General features: G+C 48.0%; 18 protein-coding genes, 2 tRNA genes, 1 pseudogene and 1 other annotated feature. Of the genes and pseudogenes, 15 read left to right on the forward strand and 6 right to left on the reverse strand.

The window, feature by feature from the left end:
• Positions 1-191 precede the first annotated feature (191 nt).
• The 6 genes and pseudogenes from F1593_RS08535 to F1593_RS08555 all read left to right on the forward strand — a co-directional run bounded on the left by F1593_RS08535 (position 192) and on the right by F1593_RS08555 (position 5,307).
• A complete protein-coding gene (locus F1593_RS08535) occupies positions 192-503 on the forward strand; it encodes an iron-sulfur cluster assembly protein (protein WP_149401137.1) in 312 nt (103 codons plus the stop codon).
• A gap of 253 nt (positions 504-756) precedes the next feature.
• Positions 757-1,890, forward strand: a complete 1,134-nt coding sequence (locus F1593_RS08540) for a hypothetical protein (protein WP_149401138.1) — start codon at positions 757-759, stop codon at positions 1,888-1,890.
• A 164-nt stretch (positions 1,891-2,054) separates the two neighbouring features.
• Positions 2,055-3,182, forward strand: a complete 1,128-nt coding sequence (locus F1593_RS08545; RefSeq protein ID WP_149401139.1) for a zinc ribbon domain-containing protein — start codon at positions 2,055-2,057, stop codon at positions 3,180-3,182.
• 155 nt (positions 3,183-3,337) lie between these two features.
• Positions 3,338-4,381 carry a hypothetical protein gene (locus F1593_RS08550; RefSeq protein WP_149401140.1) on the forward strand — a complete coding sequence of 348 codons (1,044 nt, stop codon included), beginning with the start codon at positions 3,338-3,340 and terminating at the stop codon, positions 4,379-4,381.
• Between the two features lie 201 nt (positions 4,382-4,582).
• Positions 4,583-4,777 (forward strand): annotated as a pseudogene (locus F1593_RS30115) (transposase); the annotation flags it as partial.
• Between the two features lie 218 nt (positions 4,778-4,995).
• A complete protein-coding gene (locus F1593_RS08555; RefSeq protein ID WP_149401141.1) occupies positions 4,996-5,307 on the forward strand; it encodes a hypothetical protein in 312 nt (103 codons plus the stop codon).
• Positions 5,308-5,504: 197 nt separating this feature from the next.
• Here the strand turns inward: F1593_RS08555 and F1593_RS08560 are convergent, their stop codons facing one another.
• On the reverse strand, positions 5,505-6,818 hold the full coding sequence (locus F1593_RS08560; protein WP_149401142.1) for an ArnT family glycosyltransferase: 1,314 nt from the start codon (positions 6,816-6,818) through the stop codon (positions 5,505-5,507).
• A gap of 134 nt (positions 6,819-6,952) precedes the next feature.
• Positions 6,953-7,175 (forward strand) — a binding site (T-box leader).
• A 91-nt stretch (positions 7,176-7,266) separates the two neighbouring features.
• Here F1593_RS08560 and serS point away from each other — a divergent pair.
• Complete coding sequence (serS, locus tag F1593_RS08565; protein ID WP_149401143.1) at positions 7,267-8,547, forward strand: serine--tRNA ligase; 1,281 nt, start codon at positions 7,267-7,269, stop codon at positions 8,545-8,547.
• Between the two features lie 275 nt (positions 8,548-8,822).
• Here serS and F1593_RS08570 read toward each other — a convergent pair whose 3' ends face one another.
• Positions 8,823-9,320: a metallophosphoesterase family protein gene (locus F1593_RS08570; protein ID WP_149401144.1), complete on the reverse strand. Its 498-nt coding sequence runs from the start codon at positions 9,318-9,320 to the stop codon at positions 8,823-8,825.
• A 175-nt stretch (positions 9,321-9,495) separates the two neighbouring features.
• Between F1593_RS08570 and F1593_RS08575 the strand changes: the two genes are divergently transcribed.
• The gene (locus F1593_RS08575; RefSeq protein WP_149401145.1) at positions 9,496-10,206 is read left to right on the forward strand and encodes a metallophosphoesterase family protein; all 711 of its coding nucleotides are present in this window, start codon (positions 9,496-9,498) and stop codon (positions 10,204-10,206) included.
• Between the two features lie 227 nt (positions 10,207-10,433).
• Here the strand turns inward: F1593_RS08575 and F1593_RS08580 are convergent, their stop codons facing one another.
• Positions 10,434-10,616 carry a hypothetical protein gene (locus tag F1593_RS08580; protein WP_149401146.1) on the reverse strand — a complete coding sequence of 61 codons (183 nt, stop codon included), beginning with the start codon at positions 10,614-10,616 and terminating at the stop codon, positions 10,434-10,436.
• Positions 10,617-11,324: 708 nt separating this feature from the next.
• On the opposite strand from F1593_RS08580, the gene lpdA reads away from it, so the two are divergent.
• The gene (lpdA, locus tag F1593_RS08585) at positions 11,325-12,752 is read left to right on the forward strand and encodes a dihydrolipoyl dehydrogenase (RefSeq protein ID WP_149401147.1); all 1,428 of its coding nucleotides are present in this window, start codon (positions 11,325-11,327) and stop codon (positions 12,750-12,752) included.
• 583 nt (positions 12,753-13,335) lie between these two features.
• Here lpdA and F1593_RS08590 read toward each other — a convergent pair.
• Entirely contained in the window at positions 13,336-13,797 is a 462-nt protein-coding gene (locus tag F1593_RS08590; protein ID WP_149401148.1) for a hypothetical protein, read from the reverse strand.
• A 259-nt stretch (positions 13,798-14,056) separates the two neighbouring features.
• Here F1593_RS08590 and F1593_RS08595 point away from each other — a divergent pair.
• From F1593_RS08595 to F1593_RS08610, 4 genes are all read left to right on the forward strand, one after another.
• Positions 14,057-14,129: transfer RNA gene (locus F1593_RS08595), tRNA-Ala, on the forward strand.
• Positions 14,130-14,421: 292 nt separating this feature from the next.
• Positions 14,422-14,497, forward strand: a tRNA-Ala gene (locus F1593_RS08600).
• A 114-nt stretch (positions 14,498-14,611) separates the two neighbouring features.
• Positions 14,612-17,086 (forward strand): leucine--tRNA ligase, encoded by a 2,475-nt coding sequence (gene leuS, locus F1593_RS08605; RefSeq protein ID WP_149401149.1) that lies wholly within the window; start codon positions 14,612-14,614, stop codon positions 17,084-17,086.
• A gap of 620 nt (positions 17,087-17,706) precedes the next feature.
• A complete protein-coding gene (locus F1593_RS08610; protein ID WP_149401150.1) occupies positions 17,707-17,919 on the forward strand; it encodes a hypothetical protein in 213 nt (70 codons plus the stop codon).
• Between the two features lie 84 nt (positions 17,920-18,003).
• Here F1593_RS08610 and F1593_RS08615 read toward each other — a convergent pair whose 3' ends face one another.
• The gene (locus F1593_RS08615; protein ID WP_172631968.1) at positions 18,004-18,969 is read right to left on the reverse strand and encodes a phytoene/squalene synthase family protein; all 966 of its coding nucleotides are present in this window, start codon (positions 18,967-18,969) and stop codon (positions 18,004-18,006) included.
• 391 nt (positions 18,970-19,360) lie between these two features.
• Between F1593_RS08615 and F1593_RS08620 the strand changes: the two genes are divergently transcribed.
• Complete coding sequence (locus tag F1593_RS08620; RefSeq protein WP_149401152.1) at positions 19,361-20,548, forward strand: ArsA family ATPase; 1,188 nt, start codon at positions 19,361-19,363, stop codon at positions 20,546-20,548.
• A gap of 106 nt (positions 20,549-20,654) precedes the next feature.
• Here F1593_RS08620 and F1593_RS08625 read toward each other — a convergent pair whose 3' ends face one another.
• The gene (locus F1593_RS08625; RefSeq protein ID WP_149401153.1) at positions 20,655-21,668 is read right to left on the reverse strand and encodes a FliH/SctL family protein; all 1,014 of its coding nucleotides are present in this window, start codon (positions 21,666-21,668) and stop codon (positions 20,655-20,657) included.
• 255 nt (positions 21,669-21,923) lie between these two features.
• On the opposite strand from F1593_RS08625, the gene recG reads away from it, so the two are divergent.
• A complete protein-coding gene (recG, locus tag F1593_RS08630; protein WP_149401154.1) occupies positions 21,924-24,632 on the forward strand; it encodes an ATP-dependent DNA helicase RecG in 2,709 nt (902 codons plus the stop codon).
• The last annotated feature ends 75 nt before the right edge of the window (positions 24,633-24,707 follow it).

Below are 24,707 nucleotides of genomic sequence, written 5' to 3' on the forward strand. Positions count from 1 at the left end.
ATCATATAGTGCCATACAACAAGTTTAAAGCCGCTCTTACATGACAAATGTCTTAGTAAAAGGACATACATTGCCCTTTAATAGAAAAACGTCAATCCTTTGACAAGAGTTGAATGATAAGATATATTACGGGAAAGAGTAACCCTACTAAAATACTCGGATTAGTGGGGACACAAAGGAGCAGCACAAAAATGGCAGAAATAAATGAAGCAGAGCTCATGGATGCACTTCGTGAGTGTTATGATCCAGAAATACCCGTTAATATTGTTGATCTGGGCCTGATCTATAATCTGGACATCAATAATGAGACAGGAAATGTCGACGTCAATATGACTCTGACCGCGCTGGGATGCCCGATGGCAGGCGAAGTTATGTCAGAGGTAGAAATGCGTGTGCGGCAGGTTGAAAATGTCAATAGTTGTAAGGTAGAGCTCACCTTTGATCCCCCCTGGTCTCCAGAGCGCATGACCGAGGATGCCAAATGGGAACTCGGCATGATGTAAACCCGTTTTAGGGTGAAAGCGAGGTGCAGGGGCGGCAGTCCCTGACGGAGCGCGATGGCAGGCATGCCGGGGCATGACAGTCCTCGCACCTTCCCTCTTCCACCACCACCCGCAAGGACGGAGAGTCACAAAAAGGCGCATATTTGCAATGCTTGCAAAGTATGCGTTTTTTTTATGCTTTGCCTTTTCCTGGCAACTCACCTTTAGTACTACACAATTATGCGGCTTTCGGTACAATATCGATAGGAGGTTGATGATGGAATTTGAGGGAGATTTGGACTCATTGAAAGAGACGACATTATGGCTCAGTCAGTATGATGCAAGCAGAGGGATAAAACGAAGCATACAACTATCAGAGGATGAGCAAGTGGAGATTACCGTCCCGCCAGGTGCCTATGACGGGCAAAAGATGTATCTGGATGAGGCTGATGGCTATCCGCACGCCCTGCTTATCACGATACACATCACGGATAAGGATGAGGCTGTTCGCAACCAGACGGCCCCGACAGTTACCAGTACAACGGCTCGCACGATGCCCCACAATCGGCATCCTCTCCTGCCTCACCGCCAGCATCAACGAAAACTGCGCCTGACCGCAAAAATGGCGATCATACTAAGCGTGCTCACGCTAATGGTTATTGGAAGTGGCATGCTTGGCTATATGACGCTGTATCGTCCCTATATGAAACAGGTACAGGCCACGGCCACCGTTGATGCAATTGCTGCTCAAACGGCTCAGGTGAAAGCTACGCGCATCGCCCATCAGATAGCGACAGCCACCGCTCAGGCACGAGCTACGCTTACAGCTCTGACTCAACATCAAAACAATTATGACGATATTGTCAATACGCGTGCGGATATTAACGACGATTTGCATGCCCCCGATACGTTCAATTGGGATACCGGTTCTGGCTGCTCCTTTACTAATCAGACGTATACCGCTACCGTTACCCAGCATGGCTTCTTCCTGCCCTGTCTGGCAAAAAATATTACGTTACACAATTTTATGTATCAGACAGATATGAATATTGTCAAAGGTGACGCTGGAGGATTGATCATGCGCGCCAGAGATGCGTCCTCACAATCCTATATCTTCGTCGTGGGACAGGATGGAAGCTACAGTGTCTATTACTACGCCGGTGATGACAGAAAAGCCGCACAGACCCTCACCGATGGGTATAGCGATACCATTAACACTGGCAATAATACAACGAATACGTTGGGAGTAATTGCCAGTGGCACGTCGCTTGATTTCTATATCAACAAAAAATATATCACGAGTATCGTCAATACCAGACTGACGACTGGCAAGATTGGTGTCCTGGCCAATAGTTACAAGCATCCAACTGAAATTAGATACAGACACGCCAAAGTTTGGAAGTTATAACAGGCAATATACGGCGCGACAAATAGTGCCCCGGAATACGTTCAAACGGCAGAATTCCGAAACATCACGATACAACTCTACGCCAGATACACTCCCTTATGTGTATAAGAGGAGCGTATACGTTCATGTTCAGCCATCTGAGAGAGATATAATAGGAGCTTGTGATGCAAAATTGTGCGAATTGTGGAAAACAGCTTTCACCTGGTATGACTGCCTGCCCGCGATGCAAACAGCGTATCCCAACGTCCGAGATCCAAATCACCTATCAATCCTCTTATCCAGATATGGTGGCACAAGCACACAAGCACGAGGACCCGCAAGTACAACAGCAATCAGCACATTCCCGGCTACGACCGGGCATCACAACGCTCACTCACTCAGATTTTCCTGCTAGCAGCACGCCATCCTCAGATCCATCAGCGATCCCATCCATGACGATATTCTCCAAACTCATCATCGGCGTAACTTTCAGCATGGCATTCCTCCTCATCATCAGCGGCCTTGGTCTGCTTTATTATGCGGAAATCGTGCATCCCACGCAACTCCGTCTCCAGGCAGAAGCCACGCTAGAGGCAGTGCAGGACGTAGACGCTGAAAATATGCGTAGTGCGCGACTTCAGGCAACCGCCACCGCCAGGGGGCAGATCAATGAGATCCATGCAGAGGCCACTGCTCAGGCTCAATCCAATGCCCAGATCCAGGCGACAGCAACTGCATTGCAAACGCTATACAAGCAGAGCACCAGCAAAAAACCATTCATGCAGAATCCACTCTTTTTTGAATCCAAAGCTGGCTGGGACATCTATCCCACGAAAGATGGGGGTGGCTGCGCCTTCACCAACAATGCTTTCCATAGCACCGTCTTTCAGAAAGGATATTTCGCTCCCTGTATCGCGCATAAGACCCATGTCCATAATTTCGCGCTGGAGATACAAATGACCATTCTTAAAGGGGATGAGGGCGGCATTATCTTTCGATCCAATACCAGAGATAGCAATTTTTATAGCTTTCGTATTCGCGCCGATGGCACCTATGCTCTCATGCTTACACATGCCAATGACACCACTTCCCTCGTCTCTGACAGGAGCAACCTGATCAAAACAGGCAGAAGGAAAATGAATATTTTGACCGTTATAGTTCAGGGTAGCAACATCTACCTGTACATTAACAGGCACTATGTAGGGAGTGCCAGCGATAGCTCCTACCGTGCAGGTGCGATTGGCGTGATGGCAGTGGATCGCAAGCATGATACCGACGTGGCCTTCAACAATCTGCGCCTCTGGCGGCTTTAATCCATGCTATCTCTATCCAAAACAAACTTTTGAGTTCGCCACTTGCCCATTTGTCTACTTTACCTGCACACTCAATGATAGTATGCTATTCTATGGAATAAACATAAATAAAACCTTCTATATAAAAATATATTTACAGGGAGCAGACAAGCGAAATGTCTAAACAAGAGACGGCCCTTAAGCAGGCAGAAAAGCATCCGGCAGATGATCCCAAACAGGAAACGACACCTCAAGCAACAACCGCTGCGACAAGCAGACCTGCATGGCCCCCTCCTCCACGTCCACGCAAAAAGAGCCATCCCATCCTTAAAATCATCAGCAGCGTAAGCATCCTTATCCTATGCTTTACATTGCTCTTCGGAAGTATTGGCTTGCTGCTTCTGCATACCACAACCCACTATAAAGGCGCGCTACGCCATATCGCCACCGTTGAAGTCAAAGAGACGCGCAGCGTGGCAGGCACCGCGCAGGCGCAGGCACAGGCCACGTCTCAATATATCAATACCGCCCAGGCCAATATTGAGGCTACAGCAACTGCTCAAGGTATCGCAACCAGTCTGGCGACCCAAACCATTAATGATGGCACCGCAACAGCAGCGGCCAGCACCGATCTTTTTCAAACTCTCACCACAGGTACCCCGACGATCAGCGATCCCTTGACCGATAAAAATGGAAAGAACAAATGGGATATTGGTGGACCAGATAGCCACACAGGTTGCGCATTTGATAATACAGTTTATCATGCCACAGAGGCACAGCAGACCTATCTGCAACCGTGTATCGCGCAGGGCACCGATATCAACAACTTCATCTATCAGGCCGAGGTAACTATCCTCAAAGGGGATCTGGGACAGGCGGGACTCCTCTTTCGCAGCGATACCAGCGGTACAGCCTATTATTTTTTCCACGTCGATAGCTCCGGTGACTATGCCCTTGACCTCTACAATACCGGGAATCAGATCAGTACGCTATTACAGGGCACAAGCAGTGTCATTCAACAGGGCTTCAACCAGATGAATCAATTGCAGATCATCGCCACATCGAGCAGCATCACGATCCTGGCTAATAACACCTATCTGGGCACCATCGCAGACAACACGCTCACACAAGGCAAAATTGGAGTTGGCGTTATTGATAACAGCACCCCGATAGACGCCACCTTCGCCAACGTACGCGTCTGGAACTATACCGGGAACTGATTCATGGGCATTGGAATTATTTCGGGCAAAAATGTAGGTGCGGCACGAACGAATGTGAATCCCGCTTTCCTTATCCTCGTATAATCCCCTCGTTCGTCAACGTATCTGCGCCACCGGAATGGAAATCCCCCGAATTTGGAGGTCAGAGAAGAGAAATCTATTCTCCTTCAAACGAGAGGGGTCAATGAGAAAAGGCAATCAATGTATACGAAAGAATTGAAGTAACAAGCAGTCCAATTCTTTGAAACCAGTGGGAAAACCAAAGCGCACATTGCCAGAGACCTGGGCATTTCTGGCAGCGATTTCAGTAAATAGCGCAAACAATGTGGTGAAGAAGAGGAAGAAGCCTTTCCTGGCAAGGGTCATCAGTAACCGATTGAAAAGGAAATGAAACGATGAAAGCGTAAAAGGGATGTCTTAAAAAAGCACCGAGCATCTTCGCGGGTAGTGCTCCACTAAAAGATATTGTTGGCGAATTGGCCTGCTGTATCCAGTGACCTTTCACACAGAGCTTATCGAGAGAATGTCCTATGATTTTTTGCTAAAAATATTATGGGACATTCTCACTAGTAGGTAACATTCGTCCTAAATTGCTTTTAATAGAGAGGATACAAATGATGGAAAAAGCAAACATTCATATTGAGCGTCGACCCGGCACTGTCGATCTTCTGCGTAGTTATAAAGTGTATATTGATGGTCAGCGTGTGGGAAAACTCCGAGAAAGTGAGCAATTTGTAGTACCGGTTCAACCGGGCGATCATGAGATTATTTTGAAAGTTGATTGGGCCTCTAGCCATCCTGTTACCGTTCATGTTGAAGCTAGTGAGGAAATATCAATTTACTGCCAGAGTATATCAAATATAATTACAGGCCTCTATACGATAGTATTTAATAGCAAGAATTACATTCAAGTGTTTTTGCATTAAGGGATATACAAATCTTAGAGCCACCGAATTTGGAGGTCAGAGAAGAGAATCTGTTCTCTTTCAAACGGGGGGTTCAATGGAAAAAGAAATGAAACGATGAAATGGAGCAGCGTTGGGGCGAGATGTCGGTACGGTGAACGGGAAAGCGGGACTCACGTTCGTTCGTGCCGCACCTACGTTTTCCACTATATTTTACCTTATTTGATGGTATTGGTCCAGGTGGATCGCCTGCAGGCAAGATACTGCCAGAGAAATGAGAATCCGAAGATAGCCCATATAATCAGCACTGGCTCGATAGGAGCGCGGAAGCGCGGCGCGCCATAGAAGATCAGATCTTGTCCGACCGTCAACAGGAGCAAGCAATAAAAGACTATGAATTCTCGCCAGCGCTTGAGAGTTACCCATAAGCCTATGACAGCCAGAATATCGACAGGGATGGGAAAGATATTCATCATAAGTAGCACAATCTGGCTTGAGGTCTGGCTGGAGAAACGATCTGTCGGCAAATCAGCCTCATGGACGGCGGGCAACCATGTATTGGCGAAATGGGCCATCAGCAATCCCGGCAAGGACGCAAGATGCTTTGAGATCCACGCCAGAGCATCTTGCTTGAAGGCATCTTCGCGGCTTATCTCACAACTAGCAGTACAGGTATACAGCGGAAAGCTCCGCGCAGCAACAGGTGCCGCACGCAAAGGAGTAATCCACGTCTCCTGATCCCAGGGCTTGGACAGAATCTGGTCATTATAAGAACCCAGGAGAACGGTACCATCGCCAGTCGCCACTGGTAAGAAGCGTTGAGACACCAGAGCATTGCGCACCGTCCAGGGTGTCAGCAGGATGCCCACCACCAGCAGTACCAGCATGGCCATACGCCCCACGATGCGCCAGGCAAAGCGCTTCTGCCAACCCAATACAACCAGCCAGACTATAAATAAGGCCAACACCAATAAGCCATTCGGGCGTGTTAACGCCAGCAAGGCCACGGCGATCCCACTTGCCAGGGCAAAGCGCTGCAAACGCTCTTGGTACAAACAACAAAGCAAATAGCCAAAAGCCGTTAAGAGAAAAGTATAGAGTGTCTCGGAATAGAGCCAGCCAGTGTACACATAGAGACCGGGATAGAAGGCGGCCACGATACCAGCGACAAGCGCCAGACGTCGATTGAGCAGGCGTGCGACCAGTAAATAAATCAGCACACAGGTGCCAGCATCCACCAGACATAAAAAGATGCGCGCCAGAAAATCACTGGGACCAAACAGCCCGGTGATAGTCGCAATCACAAAGGGCCAGAGTGGAGCACGTCCAACCGTTGAAATAGCGAGATGCAGACAAAAGCAATGCTCCGTCAACAAATGCAAACCAATATCCCGATACTGCTGAGAATCGTGAAGGGGTGTATACTGCCGGGCCACCGTCACATTAAAGAGGATACGTACGATGATGGCTAATCCAAAAACGATAAGCGCACCATCAGGAAATGCTGCACGTATTTTATGACTAAAAATCATTTATCCCATTCCAAACAAATACACAGTGCTATTTTAAGCGGAAACGTCTCAGACCAAACTATAGTATCACATCTGTAGATGTAAATTTGACAATCAGTCAGCACACTGCTACACTGGATTGAGTATACTATAAACAGTCGGCTATGAATGGGATAAGTACCTCTTGTGAGTGTTTAGAGAGCTGCGGTCCGGTGCAACGCAGTGCGAGCAGGAGAGAAATCCACCCAGGAGCCTACGCGTTGAGCGTCAACGGTTGCCCCCGCTATCAGGCAGATATGAGTTTCAAGGCAGCCAGACTGTTTTGAAAGAAGTAAGGTGGTACCACGATTCCACGCGTTTAGCGTCGTCGTCCTTGTAGAAACGAAGGACACGGCGTTTTTTTATTGCCTATCGCGTGGTCCATATGCGAAATGGAGGCACGCATTCAGAAGGAGGAGAGGAATATAGCATGCTTGATCTAACATTTATCCGCAATCATCCCGATGTTGTCAAAGAAGCGGCCCACGTTAAAAACAATTCGATTGATATTGATGCCTTGCTTGCTCTGGATCAAAAAGTCGTGGCACTACAACATGAGGTTGAAGAGGCACGCGCCAAACAAAATCAGCTCTCAAAAGGTATCCAGCAGGCCGCCAGAGAAAAAAATACCGAGCTACGCAATGATTTGATTGCCGAAGGGAAGAAGCTAGCAGAGTTTATTAAGGCCAATGAACCAGAACTCAATCAATTAACAGAAGAGCGCTACAATCTGCTCTTGCTCGTTCCCAATATTCCAGATCCCAGTGCGCCCGTAGGCAAGGATGAGAGCGAAAACGTGCCCTTCAAATACTGGGGCGAAAAAACCGAGTTCGGCTTCACTGCCCTCGACCACTATGATTTGATGCTCAAACATAATCTGGTCGATATCGAGCGGGCGGTAAAAGTCGCTGGCTCACGGAGCTATGTCCTACGTGGCGAGGCGGCACGCCTGGAACTGGCTTTGATCAGTTTTGCGATGGATAAGATGGCCCGTAAAGGCTTTACACCACTCATCGTGCCTTCGATGGCCCGCGATTTCAGTTTCATCGGTAGCGGCCAGTTTCCCAAAGGTCGCGATCAGGTATATGAAGTAAAAGATCAGGATCTGTTCCTGGTGGGTACTGCTGAAGTTTCGATTACTGGCATGTATAAGGATGAGATTCTGAAAGGGGATGAACTGCCACTGAAATTTGTGGGCTATAGTCCCTGTTATCGCCAGGAAGCAGGTACTTACGGCAAGGATACACGCGGTGTCTTCCGGGTGCATCAATTTAATAAAGTTGAGCAGTATATTATCTGTAAGGCGGATCATGAGGAATCGGTCTACTGGTTTGAGCAATTGCTGCAAAATGCTGAAGAGCTGATCCAGGATCTGGAATTGCCGTATCGCGTGATCAATGTCTGTACCGGCGATATGGGCGATGGCAAGGTCGGTATGTATGATATTGAGTGCTGGGTGCCCAGTGAGGGTCGCTATCGTGAGACCCATTCGTGCTCATATCTGCATGAATGGCAGGCTCGCCGTGCCAATCTACGCTATCGTGATGAAAATGGCAAGGTGAAATTTGTGCATACTCTCAATAATACCGCCATCGCTTCGCCACGTATCTTGATACCGCTGTTAGAGACACATCAGCAGGAAGACGGCAGCATCAGGATTCCCGAGGCGCTCCGTCCCTTCATGGGCGGTCAGGAATATATCGGTCGCTAAGAAGCTCTCAGTGATCTTCACCTATGAGTTTTCGTGTCTTTGACGCTTTGAGAGTGTCAGCCTCCCATCCCCATCGGGATCTTGCTGCTCCCTGGCTGGCAGGCGCTTGCGCGCCTGCACCACACAATAAAAAGATGTTTGAGCACCGCAGGTGCGAAAACTCATGCAAAGAGACTGTGGAGAGCATGAGAGTCCGACATACCCTCAAAAAAGATAGTTATGTTGTGTATAAAATGTTTTGCGAACATTTTATACACAACATAACAAAAGAGAGGCTACCTCGGCAATGGGATAGTTTCACCATGAACGCTCCCATCCTGATCATCTATGGTAAGCATGCCAAGGCTACAGGTCGGTTGATGACGACGGTCCGTGGCACTCCCGGGATTAAAGAGCAATTGCCCGGCATGCTCCTCATTATAGGGATTATGGCTGTGCCCAAATACGACCACCCGCGCCAGTGGAAACTCACGCCGCGCCGTCTGCGGATATGCCTGCGCGCTCCCCAGAATATGGACAATACCAATACGACAACCACCCACGGTAATCTCTTTCTTAATTGGTAACTGCATCACCACCTCCGGTAGCTCCACATTCCCCTGTACAGCCACTACAGGAGCCAGCGTTTCTAATTCAGAGAGCACTGAAAGTTGCGATAAATCTCCAGCATGAATAATCAATTCCACATCCGCAAAATGTGTCCAGAGCGCCTCGGGCAGTTGTTTGAATTGAGGCAGGTGGGTATCAGAAATCACCCCTATCCGATGTAGCATCTTTGTATCCTCCGCTATTTTGAGATATATTACTGATGGCTCATACAAATGGCCAATCAGCATATCATTCATGGTTCCTACAATGAAGAAACCATGAAGATATCACAAACAATCATAACAATACAAAGAGAGAGTAGAGACAGGTACTGTCTGTCTCAAATCAGGACATCATTATATGCGTATTGCGATCATATCGGATATTCATGGCAATCAGATTGCATTGGAAGCGGTTCTTGAGGATCTATCAAAGCAACCGAATATTGATCAAATTGTCATCGCGGGAGACATTTGCTTGAATGGACCCTGCCCAAATGAAGTCATCCAAACAATCAAGGATTTACATTGTCCTATCATTCAAGGCAATGTGGATAGTGACGTTGTCAACCAGACCTCAAAAAAAGGACCAAAAAAGCAAAGTGTGATCGCCTGGACCCGCGAACAAATCGGTCCTCAAGGTATCGATTATCTCGCTTCACTCCCTTTTAGCCATCTTGTTGCCAATCCCAATGGTACCGATCTTCTCGTCGTGCATGCGAATCCACGCAATCAAGATGAGGCTATCTTTCAGACGACTCCTGACAGTAAACTTGAATACCTTTGTCAGGACTTACCACCCTCGATTGGGGCGCTGGCCTTTGGTCATTATCATGTGGCATATATGCGCCGCTGGCAACACTTGTTACTGGTTGATACTGGAAGTTGCGGACTGCCCAGAGACGAGGATGTACGCGCCTCCTATGCTATCCTGAGCTGGCATGATAATGTCTGGCAGGCAGAGCATCGTCGCGTGAAATATGATCTAAAAGCGGTGATCAAGCAACTCAGGCATTGTGGCATTCCCACGGCTGAGAAACGGATCAAAATATTAACCGAAGCGAAATACTAGTACTGGTCAGTCAGTCACTGACCCGGTTGCCATCCCCCCATGGCAACATGTTCTCTTCAAAACCAATCCCCATGGATAAGTCTGCATTTCACCATCGCAGTCCTGTTTCCATCCAGCCAGACATTGCCTCAACACCCTGCCATATGTCACCACTCTGTGCCATAAAAAACGCAGGCTCCCGAAGAAGTCTGCGCGGTATAGAGAACACACTGATAAACGTAAATGCACTAACATAATTGGAAATAATGCTCATCGGCCAACGCTATATCGCTTAAGCAACTGGTCAATGCCGTTATATCCGAACCAGCATCCTTGCCAGGGATATCTTCACCCAAATAGCTGGCGGCCTCGCCAGCATCCACTAATTCAAGCTCCTCAACAATCGCGCGAAGTTCTCCTGTTGTCGTCATTGTGTACTCCCAGTTATGAATTTTGTGTATAAATCCTATTCACTGCCACCTATACACAGGCACCCGCCACCAGGTATTTGTGCCTGCTTCTCGGAATAGATAGTTCGTGTACAGAGCAAGATAAAAGAAAGAATATTTGCCTCTGCATCTATTGATACGTTTTATTTACACTACCGTCATGCGAGTAGGCCAAAAAGGTGATAGAGCCCCTCTCTTCTCAATTACCAGCAAAGCACATCTCAGCAAAACAGGTTGCTCCGCATATGGTCGTGAGTACCGGGATAGATGGAAACGTGGTATACTGTCGAAGAGCCAAACGATGTATCAAAGGGGTGACGGGATAGGCAGTTTAAGCAATCATTTGCGTCTCCAAGAAGGATATAAACTGAGCGGGAAGCACTATTGGCTTATGTATTGCGTGAAATATCCACCCTTACCAGATAACCACTCTGGAGACAACGCTACAAGTGGGAATAGCGACATGCAAGCCGCCGTTGCCAGGCGTTGCCCCCTGGCTATAAAACGATTATTTTTACCAACAACAAATCATTTGTCGTATCCATCCATCACAACAAAAAAGAGAGACTGTGCCCGGCATATTGACCCATCTATGCACTCAAGCAAGCGTTAATATACAATCATTTCTACGCAGAAAGCAGTATGCGTGGGTGTAAGATGCATGGTAGATACGATTTGTAGGAGAAATTCATGACGAGTACTCATTATGATGTCGCCGTGATCGGTGCTGGTCCTGGTGGCTATGTAGCAGCGATTCGCGCCGCCCAACAAGGTGCCAAAGTGGCAATTGTAGAGAAACAGTATATGGGTGGTACCTGCCTGAATGTGGGCTGCATTCCCTCTAAAGCAATGTTACATGTGGCAGAAACACTACACCAACTGGCTTCTATCGAAGATCTAGGAATTACCCTCCCGCAACCTCCTGTCTTTAATATGAAGAAAGCCGTCAGCTTTAAAGATAAAGTTGTGAAGCGTATGACTGGTGGCGTCAGTTCGCTGATGAAAGCGAATAATATCGACGTTTTTGATGGCCTGGGTACCGTAGATATTTCAAAGACCGTCACGGTCACTAAAAATGGCGAGCAACAACAATTTAGCGCCGATAAGGTCATCCTCGCTACCGGCTCGGTACCGCTGATTCCGCCCATGCCCGGTGTGGATGGCGATAAGATCATGAATAGCGATACCTGCTGGAATCTATCCAAGACGCCAGAAAGCCTGATCTGTGTTGGCGGTGGCGTGATCGGCATTGAGCTGGCCTGTATGTTCAATGCATTGGGTACGCAAGTCACAGTCATTGAAATGCTGCCAAACATTTTAGCCCCCGTTGATGAAGAGGTCCGTAAATTGCTGGTACGTATTCTGAGCAAACGCGGCATCAATATCGTCACAGGCACAAAGGTGGAAAGCATCGCGGATGAGAATGGTCAGAAAAAAGTTGTGACCAGCACAGATAAGGGTCAGCAAGAATTCTATGGCGAGTATGTTTTGATGGCAGTGAGCCGCCGCGCCAATATCGCCGGTCTGGATAAACTGATTGAACAGGGACTCGATACCGACCGTGGACGTGTACGCGTCAACGATAAATTAGAGACCAATCTGCCAGGCATTTATGCCATTGGGGATTTGATCCACGGCGCTGGTCTGGCACATGTCGCTTCTACGGAGGGTGAGATTGCCGCAGATAATGCTATCGGCCATAGCGCGACGATGAATTATGAGGTGGTGCCAAATCCCATCTATACGTTCCCTGAAATAGCTTTTGTTGGTCTGACCGAGGCGGCTGCCCGCGAGAAATATTCCGATATCCGCGTTGAACGCTTCCCCTGGGCCGCAATTGGCAAGGCAGTTGCTATCGACGAAACCGAAGGCTTTACCAAGGTCATCATTGGCAAATACGGCGAATTCCTGGGCGCACATATCATCGGTCCAGATGCAACCAACCTGATCAGCGAATATTCCCTGGCGATGCGTGGCGAACTGACCGTTGAAGAGGTCAGTGAAACCATCCATCCCCATCCAACCCTCAGTGAAGGCCTGCGTGAAGCCGTCCTGGCGGTTGAGGGACGTCCTCTGCATATCGGGCCCAAACAGAAACAGGTGGCACGAGCACGCTAAGTTACCTGCCTGATAGAACATGATACGTCTAACAAAGTGTTTGTTTCCAATACCATCTGGTTTTTGTGGCTCACCTGCTGGCAGGCGCGCGCGCGCCTGCGCCCTTTTTAGTGTATGTTGCTGTAAATGCGCTTAGCGCATTTACAGCAACATACACTAAAAATTGGTTTGAGCACCAGCGGTGCGAAAAATCATGCACAGAGATCGTGGTGAGCATGGGAATCAAACACTTTATAAGGGTACAATATTATAATAAAGCGGACTGGTATCTTTTTTTTATGATACCAGTCCGCTTTATTATCGAGCATTCAGCGAAGGTAGATCTATAAAGTTGAGCTAATCAACGAGATTACTGTATGCTAATTACCATCCATGTCTGCCACAGGAAGAGCAACGCGCTCGGTTACCGGCACTTATGCCACCAATCTCTTTCACAATCTGCCCTTTGTGGTACAACGTGCCACGCCAGAGGATAGCAGCTGATTTCGCCCCGTGTCAATGGCAGCGAAACAATCGATCAATTCAAAGCTGAAATGTCGCCATTTATCGCTTAAAGTGTATCTATCCGACTGCCTTCACGATCTTAGCTTTCTAACAGTCCCTGGCGTCTCTTCTCGACCAGTTTTGCCCAGGCCATCATTTCTAACATAGACAGAGGTAAGGCAAATGTATAGGATTTATCGTGATCAGGCTTGCTGCTGAGCTCAAATTCCAAACGGCGCACATCCATCGTATTCATTCTGGTACCAGATAAGAACTGTTCAGCCGTGACGGAACTGGAAATAGTGCCTTCATTCTGACGTGCCAGCATATCTTCCATCTCGGCCTCGGAAGAAGCAAAAAAGACGCGAATTAATTCTTTGGGGATATAACTATAAGCGCGCAATAATGTCAATAAAGCATGTGGAGAGGTCAACAGAGTTGAGCGCCATTTCCACACCATATCTTCTGCCACAGCCTGACAATGACTGTGAACCAGTTCTGTCAATTCTCTATTTTCAGTGGACGTTTGCTCTACATAAAAAGCAACACGATAATACATCATAGAATCTCTACCTCTCAACATATAACCCCTCCGCCAGATACAGGGCAATCAAAAAATTCTCAATGGCGGTTGTGTTCACTAACACTATACGCAATATGGTTCCCTTTTTCGAGAGTTTATGTAACCTTTTGGGCCCTTATTTTAGAGCTTGTTAGCTATTTGTGAGAAAGTGAACAAGATGAAATTTGCCCGATCCCAGAAAATTGATCGTGAAAGGGGTTTACAATCAATGCACAGTGTGCTATTATCAATCTCGCACGGGGACGTGGCTCAGTTGGTAGAGCGCGACAATCGCACTGTCGAGGTCAGGGGTTCGATTCCCCTCGTCTCCACTTGATCGCACCAGCATAGAAAGTGTGTTTCTATGCCATGCGCATCTTGCCTATCGCATACACATATGTTATACTTTAAGTAACATTCAGAAGCGACGAGCAGGAGTAGTAGGTCGCCCTTGCAACAGAGAGCAGCCGGTTGGTGCGAGACTGCATAAGATAGACTGAACTCGCCTGTGAGCAATAAGCATGAAAAAAGAATGTCCTTCATTCTGAAATAATGCTTTTCGGGACGCCCGTTATCGCGTAAACTAAGAGTAGATCTTGGTTTGGTAGCATACCAGAACAATTTGGGCTTGTAGCGCAGCTGGTAGAGCGCCTCCATGGCATGGAGGAGGTCAGGAGTTCGAGTCTCCTCAGGTCCACCAATGCCACCATTGATCGAAAATCAGGGTGGTACCACGGAAAAACCTTTCGTCCCTTGCGGATGAAAGGTTTTTTATTGTTGAGAACATATTACAAGTCACAATGGGGGAGGCCCAATGATTACACGCACCAAATATGATCCCAAAGAAGTTGAGCCAAAATGGCAATCACAATGGGATGCAGATCAGATCTATCATGCATCCGATAATTCATCCAAACCCAATTTTTATAATCTGGTCATGTTCCCTTATCCTTCCGGGGATCTCCATATGGGCCACTGGTATAACTATTCTCCTTTCGACGCTTATGGCCGTTTCAAACGTATGCAGGGCTATAATGTGATGCAACCCATTGGCTTTGATGCCTTTGGCCTGCCTGCGGAAAATGCCGCCATCAAACGCGGTATCCAGGCTCGTACCTGGACTCTGTCTAACATTGACAATATGCGCAAGCAATTACGGGCAATGGGCGCTCAATGGGATTGGCAGCGCGAAGTTGTGACCTGCCAGCCAGAGTACTACAAATGGACACAGTGGCTGTTCTTACAATTCTATAAACAGGGGCTGGCCTATCGGACCAAGGCTCCTGCGAACTGGTGCTCCAGTTGTAATACCACCCTGGCAAACGAGCAAGTGCTGGCAGATAACACCTGTGAACGTTGCGGCAGCGTGGTGATCCGCAAAGAGATTGATCAATGGCTACTGAAAATTTCTTCCTATGCTGAGCGCCTGCTGGACTTCGCGGAGGTTGAAGATTGGCCCGAAAAGACCATCACGATGCAACGCAACTGGATCGGTCGGAGCGAAGGTGCTGAGATTCGCTTTAAAGCCGAGATAGCTGGTCAGCAAGAGGAGATTCCGGTCTTTACAACACGTCCTGATACGATCTATGGCGCGACATTCTTTGTGCTGGCCCCTGAACATCCCTGGGTGGAGAAGATTACCACGCCAGAGCAACAGGCTGAAGTTGAGGCCTATGTTGGACAAGCCCGTCGCATGACTGAGATCGAACGGATGAGTTCAGAGAAAGAGAAATCAGGCGTCTTCACGGGAGGCTATGTCACCAATCCTGTCAGCGGCGAAAAAACACCTGTCTGGATTGCCGATTATGTTCTGATGAGCTATGGCGCAGGTGCGATTATGGGTGTACCGGCACATGATCAGCGCGACTTTGAGTTCGCCCGTAAATTCAGCATTACGATCCGCGAAGTGATTCGCGCTAGCGATGAGGAACCGAGCGATCCCACCACCTGGACTGAGGCCAGAGAGGCCCTGGGGGAACTGGTCAATTCTGGTCCTTTCAATGGGACACCTGCTGCAGAAGCAAAGGCACGTGTGATTGACTATATCGAAGAAAAAGGGATCGGCACCCGGAAGATCAATTATCGCCTGCGCGACTGGCTGATCAGTCGGCAGCGCTATTGGGGCGCACCCATTCCAATCGTCTATTGTCCAGAGCATGGCACGGTCCCCGTACCAGAGGATCAACTACCGGTCTGGCTGCCAGAGAACGTGCAATTCAAGGCTACAGGCGAATCTCCACTGCGTTATGAACCAGATTTCGTGAACACGACCTGTCCCGTTTGTGGTGGTCCAGCAACCCGTGAGGCCGATACCATGGATACGTTTATCGACTCGTCCTGGTATTATCTGCGCTATGCAGATCCTCACAATAGCGAGGTGCCCTGGAGTCCTGAAAAGATGCAGCAATGGCTGCCTGTCAATCAATATGTCGGTGGCATCGAGCACGCGATCCTGCATCTGCTGTATGCACGCTTCTTCATCAAGGCCTTACACGACATGGGACATATCACCTTTGACGAACCATTCAAGCGCCTGTTCCATCAGGGTATGGTATTGGGTGCCGATGGTCAGAAGATGTCGAAGTCACGCGGTAATGTCGAGGCTCCTGACAAATATGTCGAGAAATATGGAACCGACACAGTACGCTGCTATATGATGTTCATCGGTCCATTTGATGCGGGTGGTTCCTTCCGTGCCGAAAACCTGGAGGGCATCTGGCGCTTCCTGAATCGCGTCTGGAGTCTGATAGGTGAGAGCTGGATTGATCATCCCAATACGGTTGAGACAAAGGATAGTCAGGCTATTGAACGTCTGCGCCATAAAACAATCAAACGTGTTACGGAAGATCTGAAGCATTTCCACTTCAATACCGCACTGGCTGGACTGATGGAATTCAATAATGCCCTGATCAAGCAACAGCACAATCCAGTGGCCCAGAGCGCTACGTATCAAAAAGCGCTACAGACCCTGCTGCAACTGCTGGCTCCATTCGCGCCACATATCACAGAAGAACTGTGGCAGCAGAGCAATCATAAAAACAGTATTCATACCTCCGAGTGGCCCGTCTATGAAGAGGAACTGACCAAAGATGAAGCGTTTACACTGGTTATTCAATTGAATGGTAAGGTCAGAGAGCGCATTGAAGTCGCCGCTGATATCAGTGAAGAAGAAGTGCGTACACTGGCTCTGAACAATCCACGTGTGCAATCATTTATTGGGACAGCAAAAATACTCAAAGTCATTTATGTACCAGGCAAACTGGTCAACATCGTGGTCCGCCCTGCTTAAACAGATAGTCAAAAAAGCACACGGATACCTCTTTTGATATTCGTGTGCTTTTTATTTTTGCTTCCATATAAAGTGTTTGAGGGGAAGAGAGAATCTCCAAACTATCCTTTTATTTCTCTTCGGGGTGCCCCCATTTCACTACATCAAACGTCTATAGAAGGTAAGATGGAAAGTACTCAAAATTGCCCCTGCATTCTAAAAATATAGACCCAGATAAACGTGTTAATAAGGGAAGAAACTTTTTTCCGGGAAGGGTGTGGAACCTTTCTTGAACGTCAAACGTATATAGGGCAGATAGTTCATCTACACTGGCTCAGCAATACAGAGGCAGAATAGATGAGAAGAGACCTACAAATGTGAGCTATTTCACACTGAAACTGTCGCATAGTAGATAGCTACTGCGTCCTCTTTCCGCTTATACTTAGCAAAGTGGGAATAAAGTGGTAGGGAAACTGCGCATCGGATGGTACAAAACAGAAACAGATATTTGAAAAAGGACTACTTCCCACGTTTACTGTATCAGGGTTCATTTCTCTGGACAGGAGACGGGTACATTTATAAAAAGCGGGAACCATGCAGCGGTGAAATGCCTGTTAAAGGCATTGGTGGAAGGAACAATTATGAATACACAGCCTCTAGAAATGGTAAAAAACCCAGGCACTACTGAATCTGAAACAGATATGCTGACTCTGACTGGCTTCAATCAGGATGAGATTATTTCGCTTCTCTGGCTTCGACAGTGGTATCAACATGGGGGCAGTGACCGGGTAGAAGTGCTACGGCATTTTGAATTTCTGAAACTGCTTGTAGTAAACGGTAAAGTCGATCTTTAATTTTGTGGGACGCCATATTTATACACAATCCTCTTATTTAGAACCCTGAGGCCCGCTACTTGTTAGAAGTAGCGGGCTTCTTTTTTAGGCCTGGTAATGGGAAGGGGCAACTTTCTGGCGAAGCACATCGTGTGAGCCTTTATTGTAGAGATCAAGCTGCTGCATAAACCAGTGTGTTGAAGCGGTTACAAGCTTTGTCTGCAGAGGAACGCTAGCACGCATAGTAAAAACATCAAAATTATTCGCACGAATACGCAGCAAGATATGTCGATAGAGCGTCCCACTGAGGCGTACAGCCAACTGACAATCAGCATTGAGCATCTCTATACCAGGCACGGCCGCATCATAATACTCCTCGGCACGCTGCATCTGAAACTGGATGAGATTCTGAAAAGAAGCGTTAATCACACCTGCCATTAAATCACTTTCGCGATAGTCGAAGCGCTCCAACTCATCCAGAGGGAGATAAATGCGTCCATTGCGCGCATCCTCGCCAACATCACGCAAAATGTTTGTCAACTGGAGTGCAATCCCCAGCTCGACGGCATAGTTCAGGGCACGCTCATCAGTATAGCCAAAGATCGAGGTAGATAAAAGACCTACCGTGCCTGCGACGCGATAACAATAGAGTCGTAGATCATCGAAGGTGCGATAGCGCGTCTGCGCCAGATCCATCTCGACCCCCTCCAGTAATTCAAGCACAGGCTTGAGTGGAACAGTATAATGCTGGAGCACATGTTCCCAGGCGCGTAAAATAGGATCATCGTTAGCAATCCCTTGCTCATACAAATGTATCAGAGCCATGCGCCATTCATCAATGACCCTGACAGGAGAATGTGATCCTTGCAGATGCCCGATGCGGGGAACATTCCCCTCTGTCGCTTCATCAACAACATCATCAACCTTCCGACAGAATGCATAAATGGCCCAGATCGCCTGTCTCTTCGCAGGCGGCATAAAAACAGAGCCCCAATAAAAGGTCTTAGATGCTCGTTGCGTCACCTGACGACAGTGTTCATAGGCATCGCTCACCTGCTGTGCCTGACGCATCACATATCTCCTATTCATTGTTAGCAACCAGTACTTTCCTGCACCTGACGGTGCTAAAGCTCCAGGTTACTCATAGTGTACTGGATCATTGTGCTTAAAATCCTGAAAAGTGCATCTAAAAAGTAAAACGCAGCAATTGCGCACGCGATTGACCCATGGAACAACCTTTTTTAATCTCAACATGAATGCTTACCTGTGCATTCAACATATTCGATAAAATAGATGCAAGTTTATGATAGAAATGGGTAACATGTGGCTAAACCACAACAAGAATGACGCATCAAACCTAAGCACTACGATTTGCGTACATATACTAGAACAATAAATGATCTGCAGACCGTTCAGGCGGTCATTGAAGTATAAAAAATCAACTAATCAGATAAGGATTTCAATGCGTATCATTCTTTACCTTGGCAAAGGTGGTGTAGGCAAAACCACCGTTTCTGCCGCAACCGCTGTCCGCTCTGCATTGCAGGGGAAACGGACACTTGTTGTAAGTACAGATCTAGCCCATAGCCTGGCAGATTGCTTACAAGTAAATCTAACGTCAGAACCCAAAGAGCTAGCCTCTAATCTCTGGGCCCAGGAAGTCAATGTACTGGATGAAATGCGACAGGGCTGGGGAAAACTGCAAGAATCAATGACCAAAACGCTCAAAAAACAGGGCATTAACGCCGTTCTGGCGGATGAGCTAGCCATGATTCCCGGCATGGATGAGATTGTAAGCCTGATCAACATTTATCGCAATGCACGCGATGGAAACTTTGATGTGGTAGTGATTGATGCAGCGCCAACCGGTGAAACGGTGCGCCTCCTCAGCATGCCAGATACATTTCAGTGGTATGTAGGACGCCTGATGGGCTTGCAGGGGGCAGGTTTTAATCTGGCACGTCCCTTAATCAAAGCCATGCTACCTGTCTCAACTACGGAGATTATGGATGCGGTAAATGCATTGAGTGAGCGGGTCAAGACGCTACGAGAGGTTCTCAGCGATCCAACTGTCAGTTCATATCGTCCAGTCGTCAATCCAGAACGCATGGTCATCAAAGAGGCCCTGCGTGCAGAGACCTATCTGGCATTATTCGGCTATCCTATCGATGCAGTTGTCTGCAACCGTGTAATCCAACCGGGAGACTATCAGGACGCATTTATGCAGGATCTCTATCGTACGCAAGAGAAGCTACGGCAGAGCATCCACACTACATTCGCGCCCTTGCCAGTCTGGGAAGCCCCTTATCGGTCACGAGAGATTCTGGGTATCGAAGCGCTGGGAAAACTTGCCGACACCATTTTCGGCGACACCGATCCCACACAAGTTTTCCACAAGGGGCAAGTACAAGAAATTGTACGCGAAGGAGACAGCTATATCCTGCGCCTCCCGCTCCCTCATGTAGAAATGAATAAAGTCGTCATGAGCAAAAAAGGTGATGAGATGGTGGTGGAAATTGGCAATTTCAAACGCGAAATCTCGCTTCCCAATGTGCTCATCAATCAAGAAGCAACCGTCGCACGTTTCGTAAATAAAGCCCTGGAAATCCATTTCAGCGCCCCATCCAAGCGCAACAACAAATCAGCCTGAGCACATTACGAAGAAATGAGGGCAGATTTGAAACCGGGCCATAACTTTGCCCTGCCACCTACCCTCATCTTTTTACTATAAAAGCTCTTTAAAACTATATGAAAGTCTACTGAGCACCTGAAATGCTTTCAGGAATATGCAGTAAAATGTCCTTCACCTCAGCCTCGTCACTAGCATCAAGAACAGCATCAAAAACATCTTGCAAGACAGTACTATGCATAACAGAAACCGTGTGCTCCTGAGCAAGCTCAACCAATGAGGGATAGCGCCGATGAATCTGGCGAATGAGAGAGTCACGTAACGCTTCCCGCTTTCCCTGCTCAATGCCTCGCTCAATGCCCTGCTCAATGCCTCGCTCGATGCCTCGCTCGATGCCCTGCTCGATGCCCTGCTCGATGCCCTGCTCGATGCCCTGCTTAATCCCTTGCTTCATTCCCTTTTCGATGCCTTTTGTCATACCTTTTTGTACCATTTCCTGGTAAGCCCAGGATTCTTCAAGAATGTCGTGCATGAGGTTAAACCTTTCTGCTAGCCAGAACTTGTCTGTGCTTTCTTTAAAGACTAAGGCAGCGATAGCATAAGCAATTGGAAGCAAATCTTGCTTGCCTGTACTATACAAGTCTGTAATCAGTTCCTCAACCACATCTCGTCGCGCGCTATTGTGGGTGAGTGGCAAGAGTGGAAGCATGCCTTCCAGGCCAGCTTGCTGCAACATTGATGGTGGAAGTTCCCATAATCGAATATTTTGAAAATGGAAGCTGTGTATCAATTCGCCATTCGGCAATCTCTGCAGATATGGCGACTCGATAATATTACCACCTTTGACGAGATACAACACAATTGAATAGACAGGAATGCCAGTAGCGCATCCTGTCAGTACATTATATTCCCAGACACGGCGTCCCATATTTGCATCGCGCCGACGCTGAAATTCAACGTGCAGAATGATTTTCTCACCCTGCAGATCCACATTATATAAGAGATCGGCATTGACCGTACGTGCCTGTAATTCTTTGTCACGCTCGCTAATAAAAATTGCTCCTTGCAAGAGCAAAGAGACAAAGGCCTGCGGCTCAGCTTTTACCAGCAGCTTCATAACATCATCCCAATATTTAGGCATTTCTCATCCCTTCCCACATGCTCCAGATGATTATGCTGTACTCTACCATCTCGTAGCAGAAAAGTACAGTGACAATTTATTCATTTTAGGGTAACAAATTGGACAAGATGAGATATTTGGCAAGACAGACATTTAGCAATTTTGTTATCCAGAACAGCTCAAGTATTATCTCTAGCACTTGACACCTGTTCCAATTACCCTCTATTATGAACTCTGACAATTGAACGTTACAGTATCGAGTAAAAAAACGTATTTATGTCAAATCGTCAGACAATAACACTTACAACTTATGTAGAACGCGCCCGCAAAGTTCTTCAATATGAACAACGGACCAATCATCAGGATCAAGCCATCAAACCAGGTGGCGTAGAAGCGTTTATCACCCGCTGGTATGCCGATACAAGCGCACTTTGCCAGACGACCGGGCAAGATAGCAGAGTCCTGCATCGTTTTACAGAACATCTCAGCAACTATCATCAACAAGATCCCATTCAGCGTGCCTCCAGCCTGCGTGCTGCACTGGCGATTCTGAATGAGGTTGATGGTGCTGTGCCTACCACCTCTCAAACAGGAGCAACGGTAGAAACAAGTCCAACGTCAATACCGCAGCAATCCTTAACAGCAGGTGATCTAACCACCGGGGATCATCATAAAGAACAGAAGGATCGTAAGACCGCTAAAACTGAGATGGATGGTGCAGCGACAAAGCATCGCAAATCTGCAAAGGTTGCAGCGCCTACAGTCCATGAGATAGCAGAACCAATTCAGTTGGAGGCTGGTATGTCGCAGGGACATGTTGCCCTGACACTTCTAAGTGCCGACATCACAGCCATCCCCGGCGTTGGTCCAACCGCAGCAACGCGCTTGCAGAGCCTGGGTGTACGCACCGTTCGCGATCTTTTGCTGTATTTTCCACGTGAACACCGCGATTATAGCCAGTTAGAAAAAATCGCTCATGTCCCGTTTAATGAGCTTACAACGACGATGGGACTGATCTGGGATGTGAAGACAACCCGGACCGGCAATGGAAAAACACGCACTATCGCGACGATCTCAGATGAAACGGGAAAGCTGTATGTCTCCTGGTTTAATCAGCCGTATCTGCAAAAGCAACTCCAGAATGCGCAGGGGAGTTATCTGGTCGTCACGGGCATCAAACAGCGCTTTGGCAATAAGGTTGAGTTTGCGGTCCGCACTCATGAGTTGCCGGAGCAGGGGGATCTACTTAATACAGGACGCCTGGTGCCAACCTATCCTTTAACAGAGGGATTAAGCGCCAAGTCGATGCGCCGCTTCACTAAATATGCGGTTGATCGTTACGCAAAAATGTTGCCCGAGCATTTGCCACTCTCCATTCTTCAGGCGGGCAATTTGATGATGTATTCTAAAGCAATTGCGCAGATTCATTATCCAGATGATGAAGATCTGCGTACTCGCGCCCATCATCGTCTCGCGTTTGACGAACTGTTTATGCTGCAACTGGGCATGCAAGAGAGACGATCACGCTGGCAACAAGAGGCCAAAGACGGCAATGCCTTTACGCGCTACGATCATCGTATCTTTATTGAGCCAGATGCTCAGACGAAAAAAACACTCACTCCCCAACCGCAGAATAGAGCGGGGACAACCGGTGCAACTCTGTGGTCTGTAATTGCGACCGATAAGCCGTTTGAAGAGACTCTTCCTTTCTCATTTACTGCCGCACAGCGACGCGTAATACATGAGATTTTCGCAGATATGGCAAAGAGCCGTCCTATGAGCCGTTTGCTCCAGGGCGATGTAGGTGCGGGTAAAACCGCTGTCGCCGCCGCTGCTCTGCTGCTAGCAGCCCTGAATGGCTATCAAGGCGTGATTATGGCGCCAACTGAACTACTGGCCGAGCAACATGCCCGCAGCATCCGCGCCATGCTAGAACCATTTGGCATACAAACGGTCTTATTAACGGGTAGCCAGCGCCAACGTGAGCGCAATCATGCTCGCCAGGCATTGGAGTCTGGACAGGCGACAGTAGCTATCGGCACCCATGCCTTAATTCAGGACGATATTGCCTTCCAGAGCCTGGGACTGGTGATTGTCGATGAGCAGCACCGCTTTGGCGTAGAACAACGCGATGCGCTCCGGCAAAAAGGTCGTCATCCCCATATGCTGGTGATGACGGCAACGCCTATTCCACGAACGCTGGCACTTACACTCTATGGAGATCTGGATGTCTCCGTCATTGATCAGCTTCCACCCGGGCGTCAAAAGATTATTACCCGCTGGCGTACCGGCATACGACGCAATGAATCCTATACCACTATCGCCCAACAGGTCGCAGAAGGGCATCAGGCGTTCATTATCTGCCCGTTGATCGAGGAGTCCGAATCCCTAACCGCCAAGGCTGCAACAAGTGAATATGAACGCTTACAACGCGAAGTTTTTCCTCAGTTACGGCTCGGCTTACTTCATGGTGCTATGAAAGCAGCGGAAAAAGATACGATCATGCATCGCTTCCGGGATCGCGAATTGGATATTCTGGTCGCCACATCAGTGATTGAAGTTGGTATCGATATACCCAATGCAACTGTGATGGCAATTGAAGATGCGGATCGGTTTGGCTTATCACAACTTCATCAGTTCCGTGGACGTGTTGGCCGTGGCAAGCATCAATCCTACTGTTATGTCCTGAGTGCTGACGCCAGTATTCAAGCCCAGGAGCGCCTGGGAGTCTTTCAGGATACCGATGATGGCTTTAAGCTTTCCGAAGAAGATCTCCGTCTCCGCGGTCCCGGTGACTTCATTGGCGTACGGCAAAGTGGTATGCCTGAATTACGGATTGCCGATTTTAGCGACACGGTTTTAATCGAACAAGCACGTACAGCCGCCGAACAACTCTGGCAGAGCGATCCCTATCTACGCAAACCAGAACATGCCGCGCTCCGCGAACGCATGCATTTGTTCTGGCAACAATTTATGGCTCATTAAAATGTCTGGCTCATGCTTGAATGAGCCAGACATTCTTTTCTTCATCCTTCCCTTTTCTCTTGTAACAGTCGATCC

It is taken from the genome of Dictyobacter arantiisoli (assembly GCF_008326305.1).
GTDB lineage: Bacteria > Chloroflexota > Ktedonobacteria > Ktedonobacterales > Ktedonobacteraceae > Dictyobacter > Dictyobacter arantiisoli.